Source organism: Oribacterium sp. NK2B42 (assembly GCF_000424445.1).
Lineage (GTDB): Bacteria > Bacillota > Clostridia > Lachnospirales > Lachnospiraceae > Oribacterium.
Genome location: NZ_KE384187.1, coordinates 171821 through 184689 on the forward strand (window position 1 = coordinate 171821; position 12869 = coordinate 184689).

General features: G+C 43.4%; 6 protein-coding genes. All 6 read left to right on the plus strand.

What is annotated here, in order from left to right:
• The first annotated feature begins 282 nt into the window (after positions 1-282).
• The 6 genes from G625_RS21610 (at position 283) to G625_RS0115545 (ending at position 12864) form a co-directional block, all read left to right on the plus strand.
• Positions 283-1476, plus strand: a complete 1194-nt coding sequence (locus G625_RS21610; protein ID WP_029201825.1) for a zinc-ribbon domain-containing protein — start codon at positions 283-285, stop codon at positions 1474-1476.
• Complete coding sequence (locus tag G625_RS0115525) at positions 1473-6053, plus strand: hypothetical protein (RefSeq protein ID WP_029201826.1); 4581 nt, start codon at positions 1473-1475, stop codon at positions 6051-6053. Before G625_RS21610 ends, G625_RS0115525 begins: the two co-directional genes overlap by 4 nt.
• 166 nt (positions 6054-6219) lie before the next feature.
• On the plus strand, positions 6220-7305 hold the full coding sequence (locus G625_RS0115530; protein ID WP_044933094.1) for a GDSL-type esterase/lipase family protein: 1086 nt from the start codon (positions 6220-6222) through the stop codon (positions 7303-7305).
• A gap of 99 nt (positions 7306-7404) precedes the next feature.
• Complete coding sequence (locus G625_RS0115535) at positions 7405-8397, plus strand: hypothetical protein (protein WP_029201828.1); 993 nt, start codon at positions 7405-7407, stop codon at positions 8395-8397.
• A gap of 83 nt (positions 8398-8480) precedes the next feature.
• Positions 8481-9482: a zinc ribbon domain-containing protein gene (locus G625_RS0115540; protein ID WP_029201829.1), complete on the plus strand. Its 1002-nt coding sequence runs from the start codon at positions 8481-8483 to the stop codon at positions 9480-9482.
• A 46-nt stretch (positions 9483-9528) separates the two neighbouring features.
• Positions 9529-12864, plus strand: a complete 3336-nt coding sequence (locus tag G625_RS0115545) for a zinc ribbon domain-containing protein (protein WP_029201830.1) — start codon at positions 9529-9531, stop codon at positions 12862-12864.
• The last annotated feature ends 5 nt before the right edge of the window (positions 12865-12869 follow it).

Below are 12869 nucleotides of genomic sequence, written 5' to 3' on the forward strand. Positions count from 1 at the left end.
GGAAGCACGAGACCTGATGCACCGAATAAGGTTTCACCAATTGCAGAGACTTTACCTCTCATTGCAACAATAATATTTGTTTCAGTTTTCATCATAGGCTTTTTATCCTTTTTGGGACTCATACGTTTCAGTGTTTTAGGCATTATTCTTGTAATAGTCGCCATAAGCATCGTAGTTGTCATTCTAAAAAAGATCACTGAGTTTCATAGGGCATGATATATAGGTTGAACTTAAGTCTTACAGCATCTTAGGATGAATGTTTCAAAAGCAAGGAGAGAACTGATGGCAGGATTTTGCAGAAAATGTGGTAGTCCTTTGGGAAAAGATGCAATGTTTTGTAAGAAGTGCGGAACCAAGGTTGTGTCTATCCAAAGCAGTCAACCTGTTCAGAAGCAGGTGCAGCCGCCAAAAATACAATGCAGAAATTGTGGGTATTCTTTAAAAGTGGGCGCAGTGTTCTGTAAGAAGTGCGGTACAAAGGTGACGGAACAGAACTATGGGCAAACTGCTGCAGTTAACTATTCCCAGCCTCAACAGAGCAACATTCAGAATGAAGCGGCTCACTATGCCCAGCCTAAACAAAATACAATTCAAAATGAAGCGGCCCGGTATGTACAGCAGGCACAGCAGCAGTTCACCCAGAACGTCCAGGGAATGATTCAGCCTATGTTCGCGGATGCTGCAGACAGAGCAGGAGAGACAGCTATGCAGCTGCCTCAGCTTCAGAGTGCCCTCGGCTTTGCGGATGAAGCAAAAGCTGTGCTTGATCCCTTCACTCAGTTTTTCACAGGTGTTTCCGGCTTTTTCAAGGGAATCATCAACGTATTCAAAGATCCAAAAGCTCTCACTTTTTCGGCAGTCCTTTCATTTGTCTGGATGATCCTTATAGTTATGAAGCAGCTGGGTATAGGCGGAGTTTTTACTAATGCACTGTCCTGGATCATTTTTGCGCAGGGAGGCTTGGGAGATGGTGCCCTTGGCATCCTGGGCGGTTTCTTTGGAAAAGTGGTCGTAGCTTCAGGTCTCTTTGCTCTTATAGACGGAGGTAAAGATATAGGCGAAGGCATGAAGAAGTGGTTTAACTGCTTCAATGAAACCCCGAACATCGGCGCAATCCTTACCGGAGCAGGCCTGAGTCTCATTCTCTACAATTTCTTTGTTGCCAATGCCGGCTTCGGAGACACTATGGTCGCAATAACCGGGGCAATCCTGGCACTTCAGGCTCTCGGATCACAAAACGGCTTTATCTTTGGAATGGCACGGTCAATTATGTCAAGAAAGCTCGGTAATAATCGAATCACCAACGTATCAAAGGCTAATGCCTTTATTTCAGGTATAGGCCTGGGATCAGCGCTTGCCATACCGCTTTCTTTACTGCCTTTCGGATTCATTTCATGCATGATCGGAATTCCCATTTTCATAGTTGGTATCGTCCTTAATTTTACAATTCGCGGGAAGGAGGCTCGGACTATATGAGATCGAAATCATTCTCTATCGTGCTCCTCATCCTTTGCTGCCTGTTTGTTATCTTTCCTTCAGGACAGGCTCATGCAGAAGAGAAGACCGGCTACTGGCTTTTCACGGGAGCAGAAAAGGAAGATACTTCGGGAAACATCGATGTTTACGAAGAAGTAAATGTAGACAGCGAAGTGGAATATGGCGGTGTTAAAGTCACCATGGTCTACGACGAAGAAATATATGGAATCAAAAAAGGTACAAAGCGCACGATTGTTTCCTCCTGGACAACTCCTGAATCCAAATACGGAGGCGAGGATACAGTTAGTTTGGATGTTACCCTTTCATGTAAAGACAACACTGAAGGAGCTACGTACTTTTCACCGGGCAACTTTAATGCCAAGATTATTTTCGATAACCGATCCAGTGATTATTTTCGCGATTCGGAGGGATCTTCCTATTACAATGTTGGTGAAGAAGGTTCCGAAACTTATTCAGAAAAGTTTTCCTGTAATTTAAGAGCCGGCAAAGAAGAAGGGGATAAGATGGAGATTGAAATCTCCTGCACCGGCGGAAAGGTGACCTATACCTATAAATGGATTGACACCACTCCGCAGGTAAAGTGTCGCTGGAATCTGAAGGATACACAAACAGAAGGCGCAAGGATTGTCCTGTCCACCTGGAATAACTACGGCAGTAAGGACTGGGAAGTTAAGGATCCCAATGATGTAGGAAGTGCCATGACCAGATATATCCATAAGGTATCTCCCGGAAGCTTCTCAACGAATTATACAGCCATTCAGTCGCTTTACTCTGCGACATTTGGACAGCTTATGGTTCCCGCAGGATTTTCCGCTACTTCGACCTGCACCTATACAGAACCCAGGGATACTTACTACGCCGGAGATCTGATGGAGCTGACTCTGACAGCAAACGGTGTATATACTACGGTAGAATGTGATTTTGATGATAAATCCTGGACCATGGACACATCTATAGGTGCGTACGTATCCTATACGTCCGCCAAGTCTTTGGATGAAGCCAAGAGCCATTCTTCAAGTAATCATACATGGCTTGAATATGAGAAAGGGGAAGATACAGTTCGCTCCAGCAAAGAAGCTCATTCCAACACCAAAAAGGTTTCCGTTGAAGTTGAGGACGCTTCCTATTACGGTCCGGATTCTGAAAATCAGAGTTATATGGTTCTCAAAGTAAATAGTAACTCCGGATCCATGACGATAAGCTATATCTACCAGTGGGAAGCTTATGAAAACGTGAATCCTGACAGCGGTGCGGGACAGGAAATCCCTGTTCCCGGCGGCTCCGATCTTACGGTAGGAGATGATGACAGTTTAATTGACAAAATTCATGATGAAGTATTTAAAGATGCCAAGAATACTCCCGGAGAAGATGAGGGAACCAATATCCCTGCAGCCATATTTGTGACTGCAGCCGGAGGTGTCGCCGCAGCCGGGGCTGCTGGTGCTGCATCAGGCAAAAAGAAAAAGAAGGATAAGAAGAAGTCTACATTTAAACTGGCTGTAAATAAGAACTTTGGCAACACCATACGAAAGCAGGGAGCGCCGGTTTATGTTTATGCCCGCATCATTGAAGTAACACCTGAGGGACATGAGAAAACCAGAGAAGACCTTTCTGCAAACATTCAGATATATGCAGGAAGTGCAGGTATAGAGATTGAGGACGCCGGTATGACCGAGGGTTATCGTGCGGCAAGAGCATTTGCACCTAAATCTCAGGAGACAGAATGCATAATCGCTTTCAGGTTCAACTATGAAGGAAACAGCTTTACCGAAAATGTTCGTTTCTTCTTGGAAGAGCCTGCCATACATTTCTATCAGGAAAATCTGGCATGGCCGGCTAAGTGTAAAGATCCTGCAGAACTTCCGTTTACCCTGGTGGGATTCAATCCGGAAAACTGTAATATAGAAATCCGTATGTCGGAAGGCTCGCCCTACGATGCACAGCTGGTTCCCAGTGAAAATGATCCGGAAACCTTCTGGGCAGTCCTTTCAGATATCTGTACCAAGGACCAGGAAGCAGGTACTGTTGCCGAATCCTTCCTGATAGTCACTGTTTCTGACAATGAACTTTCCGTGGAAGAGAGATTCCCGGTAAGCCGTGTTGGTCTGGGACTTACATTTGCCATGCCCGCACTTAACTGCTATCGTGTGCCGAAGAAGTCGGCAGAAGGAAAGAAGATAGCAGATCTCAGTATGAATGACTTTGAGGCAGCTACCACTGTGGCAAGGACCATGCTTATACTCTTCGATGATAAGCAGAAACGTATAGTGCAGCTTCCGGCAAATCCGAAATTCGAACTTACACCTATACTGAATGATGATATTTCCAAGGAACGTATAGATGCACTGGGAATGAAAACAAGACTTATGAAAGTCGAAGAGGGTTATTCCGAAGTTATATTCTATTGCGAAAAGGGCTGGCTTGAACCGCCTGTCCGTCTCAGGATGAATATTAAAGCTACCTGGGATTACGGTGAAGGGGAAGAAAAGAAGACCTACATCTGCGAGAAACCTGTTCTCATGCGTTCCCAGCCTCTTCGTAAGTACCAGAATGAGGATATGCGCACCAAGGAGTATCAGAACGATCGCGAAATCTCAGAAAAGCTGGACAGAATGACGGATATGATAATCCATAATAACTGGTTCGAGGAACTGGCTGAACTATATGCCGAAGCCTATCTCATGAGGAAATACTACAGTGATTTATATGGATATGATGCCATAAAGGTGGCACAGGTACTTGGTGCCTTCAATGAGGCCCTTGGTTTTCGTCAGCAGAGGCTTGAAGCAATTGCCGAAAGGGATAATTACAGGGCGGATAAGAAGAGAGATGGTCTTATCCATGAAATTGCGTTCCGGGCAAAGGCACTGGACAGTTTCCCTATAATATGTGCGCGCATTGCACTGGCTGTAGGAACAGCAGGTGCTTCTGAAATAATACTGACTCCTCTTGATATAATAAAGTCCGGTGTTGAATATACGGATGAGAACCTGCCAAGAGAACAGACTACCTGGGGAAAGCTCTGGGCAGGGGTTAAACCACTGGTGTTAAATGCAGTAATAGGAGCCGGATTAAAATATGGCACAGCAGGTGCTGTATGGTTAGGTAATAAAACCGGAGTCACCCAGGCAGCTAAAAAAGTTGTACCTGTAATAGCAAGATATACGTTAAAACCACTTTCAAAGATTTCTATACTTCCGAAATCCTTGAAGAACGAAATAAAAGAGGTCGGTAAATATTTTGATGAAATGGCCGAAAGAGTTGATGACTGCGATCCAAGAAGTCTGAAGGGTAATGCTGCCGCAGCTGAAGAAGCAATGGAGAAGGCTATATTACAGGGTAAGAACGCTGCAGACGATATCCTGAAGAATATTTCCGGTGACCTTACACAGCTTGAAAAACTTGAAGAGCTTGCACTAAAGGCCGGCAACAAAGAAGGCTCGGATCTTCTTAAGGGTCTCAAGGCTGCCATTGATAACTACAGGCTTTCAGGAAATTCATCACTTGCCGAGGGAGCTCTGCGTGAAAACATCGTAAAGATGTGCAGAAATAAGTACGCAATCGAGCAGTTTATACGTGAGAACCCGGGCCAGGCGGATATTTATAGGAAGCTGTTCACAAAATACAGGGATAAGTTCTTCTATGAGCCACTTAAGAAGGAATCAAGACAGTACATTGCGGATATGCTGGGCTGCAGCCTGGATGATATCCAGATAAAGAGTGTTTCTGGAAATACCAGCAAGGCACTTGAGGAAGGATTCACCATCGGTCATGACCTGGATGTGACATTTATATACAGGAGTAAGGATGGAAAGAAACTTATAGAGCTTCCACAGTCTATCGCTGAGGATGCACTGTATAAAACCGGCTGTAAAAAAGCAGGGTTTAACTTTAAGAGCCTTGGCGAAGCAAAGGAATACGCAGAATCCCTGCAGCTTCACGCCTGTCAGCCATCGGATGCCGAAAGACTGCCTGAAGTTGAAAAGATACTGGATAGATATTACAGAAATGCACAGCTTAAACCGGAATCTATTCAGAAATTCAAAAATGCAGAGATGTATAAGACCTATTCCATGTATGAAAAGAGTGCAGAAACAATCAAACAACTCGTTCCAACAAAAGAGGAAGCAGCAAAGCTTGCTACAAAACTTGATGATATCTTAAAAGGTAAGGCGGCCGCAGGAGATGCAGAACGAGTTCTCATCGATAGTGTCGCCAATATGAATGATGCCTACCGCGCAGCATCCAAGGCCGGTGGACTTGTGACCAACAAGGGTATCGGAGCTATAACGGTAAGCGGTAGTTCCGGGCTTAATTCAGAATTCCACACTATAATGGGAGTCTGCAATAGAGTAAAGACAGGAGATGCCAGCTTCGTCAGGGCAAACAGGGCATTTGCCCAAATGGGACATAACACTGAATCTGCTTTTCATAATGCTTTTTCACAGATGGAAGGTGTTAATAAACACCTTGGTGTATCAAATTTAATGGAAAATGTAAGTATCGGAGCCTCAGCTGCAGGTTCAGCCATGGCTGGAAGAAGTGATTCGAAGTGATGATCAATTAGCTTAATAGAAACAGAGAGGTTGTTGAATGATACCTGATCCACGAGTTATTACGAGAGCTATTAATAAAAGAAAAGCTACAACGGTAATGTTAATTACTGCATTATCCATAGCGCCGGTATTTTCTTCATATGCAGATACGCAGGGGATTTTTGAATTGAACCTGGAAACATATCCTACAGTTCCGGCTGCTAACGATATTTTGCAAAAAGCATTTTCCGATAACTCCGATTCGGAATCGGAAACAATCGGAATCCTTGCGGAAGCCAATGTCTCTGATTTGGGTACAACTGGAATCCTTACTGATACTAATTCTTCTGTTGCAGAAACAACGGGAGTACTTGCTGAAACCACTGTCTCCTTCGCAGAAACAACGGAGACATCTAAGGAAACAGCAGATACAGTTGTGGAAACGACGGAGGTAGCTAAGGGAATAACCGAGACCGTAGAGGAGACGGAAACCTCCGCTATAGATTCGGCTGATATGTCGCAAACCAATATTGGTTCGACAGTACCGGCAGACTATTTTAAAACAGAAGAGGAACTTCTTTGGGAACTTGAGAACAAAGCGTGGATTGAAGAACAGTTAAGGCTTCAGAATGAAGCTCTTCACGCCCTTCAGATAGGAGAATTTTTTAAGGATTCTGTTCTTGTGGGAGATTCGGTGGCAGAGGGCTTTAACTTATATGCCATGAGAAATCCTGCATTTCCGATATTCCAAAATCTTAAGTTCCTTACGAAGGTAAGTTATTCGGTTCACAATGCCTTTATGTCGAGTTCCTATAATCCCAGATTCCAGGGAGCGCAGATGTATGCCTGGGATTCCATGAGGCTTATGGGGATAAAACATGCTTATACCTTTTTTGGCCTTAATGATCTGGGTTCAGGCGTCGACAACACAGTGGCACAGTATCTTAAGTATATCGCAAGGGTACAGCAGGAGATTCCCGATATAAAGATCACTATAGTGAGTACAACACCTATGTATAAGGGATCCGAAAAAAAGGTCCTCAACAATGCCAACATCCGGGCGCTGAACGCAGAGATGGCAGAACTGGCAGCCCAAAACGGTTGGGGATATATAGATGTAGCCTCAAGGCTCTGCGACAGTGACGGATGTCTGGCAAAGCAGTATTGCAGCGACAAGTATGTTCATCAGAATAATTCCGCATACCAAATTTGGCAGGCGGCCTTTGAGGAGTATGCGGAGGCGCATCTTGAGGATTCTTATAACAACGCTTAAAAATGTTGATGAAAATGTTAGATAAGTGTTTTTGTGATTATCTTTCAATGAGTATCTTTGGTATCCATGGATGCCGGTTTTAGCAGGAAAGGGGTAACGATGAAAATATTTAATTTATACGGAAAGAGCATGGATTCTACCACCAATAAAACCCGTTGTGCTGTGGCAGGAAAGACTAAAATACCTGCTCTGTTAAGCTTATCGTTAATGTTTATGGTTTTCACGGCATTCTCTGCATTTGCCTTCAAAGACGGCGATTCAAGGGAATATATTGAAAACTATATGAAGGAACAGTGCTACCATGCCGGCAAAGACGGTACCTGGGAAGAGTATACTGACGGCTCCTGGGTATTCCATAAAAATAGTGGCTATGATGCCGTACTTGAATGGGTGGAAGACGGCGGAAAATATTATTTCTGTGGAGCACAGCATCGCCTGGAAAGCAATATGTACACAAGCTGGGGACTGTATGTGGGAGAAGATGGTGCATATGATCCGGAAAAAGAGGTTTGGCTGAAGGAGGCAAGACCCGGACAGGGTGTAACTTATTCCAACGGCGATGTAAGCTATACCTTCGACTACCACGATGATCAGGATAAGTACTCTTTCTGTACGGTAAAGGTAAAGACCAAAACCTCCGAGGGAACAGAAACAGAATCCTACAAAATGGATTTAAGTGGTAATAATACCTTTATGATCTATGAAAACAGATACTGGCTGCCTGAATCAACATTGTCTGTTATGCCATCCGGCGATGAAATAAATGTATGTGTAAATGGTGTGACAACAACCTATAAGGCTGACAGTAAAGATGCCATTGATCTTTCATTTGTATACAAGGAAACAGCCTATGCCAAAAACTGGGAGGAGCGTATGTTGCTGGGCGCCGGTGCTCAGGGTGGCAAGGCTGAAGGAACAGGAACAGGCAATACAGCCGGACCAAACAAAACCGGCGTAGCAAATACAAAGGCTCAAAAGAAAAGTGACTCAGAGAATAAGACTGTATCCGAAAAAAAGAGTGACTCCAAAAAAAAGAGTGTTTCCGAAAAAATGAGTGGTTTTGATGACGATGAAGACGCGATAAGCAAGTGACGAAATATATATGCTGATTAGATACACACCTGTGTTGGATATTCAGAATCAATAATAGCGTTAATAGAAGATGAGGTAACGATATGTTCTGTACAAATTGCGGTAACAATATACCTGATGATTCAAGCTTCTGTCCTAACTGCGGTACTCCTGTAAAGATGAGACCGGACACATCCGGAGTCCAGCCAAATCCAAACCTTCAAAACACCGGCACAACCTTTGGGGCAGCTCAGGGGCAGTACAATGCAAATCAGCAGCCAATGGGAAATACCGGCACAAATGGTGTGTCATTTGGAGGCTCCCAGGGGCAGTATACCGGAATGCCTTCCGGAAATCCTTCCATGGAGAACCAGTACATGGGAGGTTCCCAGGGACAGTATACAAATATGCCTTCCGGCAATTCCTCGATGGGAAACCAATACACAGAAAATTCCACCGCATCAAACGGTGAGCCTGTGCTGATTCAGGATCCTTCACTTCCTGAAGGTATCTTCCGCGACAGTAACGGTGCCTTCCACTGGCAGTACGAGCTTAACATGATCACCAATCCCGTAATTCTTTTTTTGATCATCAAACTCTTCTTCGGAATTTGTTTCGGAGTAGGACTAATGATGGCACTTATGATGATCATAGTGGATGGTGATTTTGAAGAAGCAATTAAGACCCTTCTGATAGTAACCTTCGGAATAGGCGGATTGATGGTGGTACTTGGCATCATCGCCTACTTCATAATCGTTGCCATAAAGGGCGGAAAATATACTGTTGTACATACAATGGATGAAACCTCCGTACAGCACCTTCAGACTCCTGCCGAAAAGGATCAGAGTAAGAAAATGAGAACCCTCCTTTTCGTTATGGGAATGCTGAGTGATAGTCCCTCAGCCGTAGGTCTTTCCATGGGTGCGAGAGATGAGATGGAATCCGAGTACAAAGATGTGAAAAAGGTCATTGCCTCAAGAAGGCAGGATCTCATAAAGGTAAACAATGTGCTTCAGCATAACCACATTTATGCTTACCCTCATCAGTACGAATTTGTTTTTAACTTTATAGCCTCCCATTGTCCCAATGCAAAAATAAAAAGGTAACTTTTCCCGTCCCGTATTGATATGATCCCCTTCGAGAGGTAATACTATGGACCGATTTTGCCGATTTTGTGGAAACAAACTTAAAGAAACCTCTGTATTCTGCAGAAAATGTGGAAAACAAGTTACTGAAGGTGCAGATACCGTCAAGAGCCCTGATACTGCGAAAGCGGAGACCGGCGAAAACATTAGCACTGCGAATGCAACGGCCGATGGAAACATTAACTCTGTAAATCCGGTGAAGATCCAGCCTTCTTCGCAGGAAGACACAAAATTCTGCAAAAGCTGCGGCAAAAAGATCCGTGCCGGTGCAGAATTCTGTAATTACTGTGGCTTCAAAACAAAAAAGAAAAAGGTTCAGACTCCCGACCCGGCTAATGTCAACAGTCCCGTCAATAGCCGGGGAAACTATGCCCCTGGAGGAAATTCCGGCGTCAGTCATTCCGGTGATAATAATGTCTACAGGCATATGCCGCAAAGGAAGTCCATTAAACCTGTAATAGCCTTTGTTCTTGTTGCGGCCATACTTTGTGTGACTCTTGTAAAACCCGGGTTCGTAAGGACGTATCTTCAATACAGACTTTTTTCCGGCAATCCTGAGGGAAACTCCACAACTTCCAACGATACAGGCAAAACCGGAACAGTTAAAAAATCCTCAGGAAAAGGATCAAAAACCGGAACCGAAAATAATAACAACAACGGAACCCCCCAAAGCGTCCTGTTAACTGCATCAGAAGATGACTGGATAGAGGATAGGGGTGATATCCTGCTTACCCAGGAAAACTCTCCAGGAGCTGTAGCCCTTATTCCTATACGTTACAGCGAATCTGAAATAGAAGCAGTGACTCCTCTTACAGCAACCGTTAATCAGGATTCAACCCATGCTGAAGTATCAACCTCCAGAGGTCAGGTAACTGTGGATTTCTGGGACTGGAATCTGACAGAAACAGATGACACTCTGATGGTCAGAGAACTACCGGTTCGTACGGACAGTGAAACAGGCACAGAAATAGTTGCCTATGATTTCTCCATGTCTTCCGGAATCCATGAGTTCATGACATCAAATCATATACGCATTCCAAGAACCGCATCTGAAAACCAGGAATGCGATGTAGTGTGGTTCGATCCGGAATTAGGTCGTTGGGAGTCGGCTCCCTTTGAGTATAGTGAAGACGGGACCTGCTATGATGTTTATCTTGATCATTTTACTAATGTAGCCGAAAGAAAGGAAAACGAGGACAATTATTACACAAAAGGCAAAAACGGTAATACGCCTTTTATTGAGATAAGAGCAACGCAAATAGGTAATCAGTATTCCGATAAATCTGATAACGCAATTAATCCTGTAAAAGTTACGGCGTCCAGTGTCAAGGGATATTTCAGTGCCAATCAGGATTTAAGTCACTTTTTATATGATCCGCCAGGGGAATCCGGAAATGTAGGATATGTTTCGGATCTTTACGGAGTTGATTCTGCAATCAGTGGCATGTCTAAAGTGCTAAATGTTGATACTTGGACACCTGCATCGGCCCTCCAGAAAAAGTTAGACTGGAAAGATCCAACTATGAACAAAATCGGTTTGGGTCTCGTATTATGCAAGGTTTTTTACCAGTATTTCAATGGGCGTTCTTTTTATAACGCATTAAAGGATAATAGCGTAGACCTTGCAGTAGGAGCAACAAGTGTATCTTTAAATTATTCTCCTGCTATAACCAAGTGGATGGGAAGAAAACTGATAGCCAGATGGATGTACAGTAGTCTCGGAACCTCCTTTTTTAGTCGAGCTATGAATTACGCTACTGTTCTTGGAATGAAATCTGTAATTGCCTTACCGGTTCTTGCAAAAGCAATCACCATCATGTGCGTTCTTGCAAGTGCTTACAGCGCTATCAACTTTATTGTCGGCCAATCTCTTCCTAATACAGAAGTTGATCCCTATATGCATATGTACCAGCTGTATCTCGAGAAAGTTCCCGTAACTGTCAATGGTTATAGTGGTCTCACCATAAGAAACACCCAAAAATTTAACGAAGCACTTCTTGATATCATTCGCAGTTCTAAAACCTCTGATCCGGAAAAAATGATGGAGGATATAGCCTCCCTGTTTGAAGGGTATTTTAATCATTTTTTTAATCTGAGTTTTGAAGAACAGAAAAAATGGTATGACAGCTGTAAAAACCGGATATATGGTGGTGCGGCTCAGGCAAGCGCAACCGCCTATAATCCGAAAGCTCTTGATTATAAAGGAATATCAGAAAAAGATAAGGAGCATTATATAAAGGTCCACTCGGATTGGCTTCATGAGCGAGCAGACAAATTTCTCCAAACGGTACTATGGGATGATTATGAGAAAATGCAGGTTGAGTTTCTTAATCACCTTCAGAAAGAAGTTGTTCCTGATATGAACCGGTACATGTTATTCCACGTTGAAGACGAGGCCTTGAATGCCGGCAGGGAAGGAAAAAAGAAGCTTACCTTTGATAAATCAAGCTATTCCAGATTCAGCGACGAGAAATCCAAAATGGACTATTTTAATGAGCATTATATCTGGTTTTACATGAAGAATCCGAAGACTGCAGAACGTGAATATATAACAGGCCCTCAGTTTAAACCTGCCAACAGGAGTATTAACGATTACACATTAACGGACTTTCAGCCATATCCAATAAAAGATTCAGATATCGTGTTTGCCTGTACGAAATATCATTATCTCCAGATGGGGGCTCCTGATGGCATAATGTTTATTGGAGACGATTCGGCAATGATGCCTGATATACCGGTAGATTTTACTATACCGAAGTCGGATGATCTGCTCATTAATGTCATGATAACCATAAAGCCCGAAGAAATTTACGGAACCTGGGAAGTCACGACCGACATGAGTGACATGAATTACGGAAATCTGGATGCTATGGTGGGTGTCATGAATCAGGCCGTGGGATACATGAGCGGTCAGGCTTCTGAAGAAGCCCTCAATTCAATGAGAGAATATATAAATGAATATCAGAACACCGAAGATCAGTATAAAAACCTTCAGTCAAAATCAACCTGGATCATACGTCCTACCTACAACAATTATAAAGTCGAAATAGAATGTGACTCCGGTGGGCAGATAACACACTTTGATGGTGTATTAAATGATAAGCGGAATAAACTTGAGCTGAAGACAAGTAAATCCTACATGAAATTTGAAGACTCGGAGGGAAAGACCTATAACTTGGAAGAATATGGTCTTTATACCACAGGCACAATCGAAATAAGTAACGAAAAAAATAAAAAAACAGGAAAATACTCGTTGAAATTTGAGGGTGAAGAACAAATGAAATCTTCATATGCAAATTTCAAAGCAAAGATTTCAGGAGTCAAGATATCGGATGACTATTAATGGAG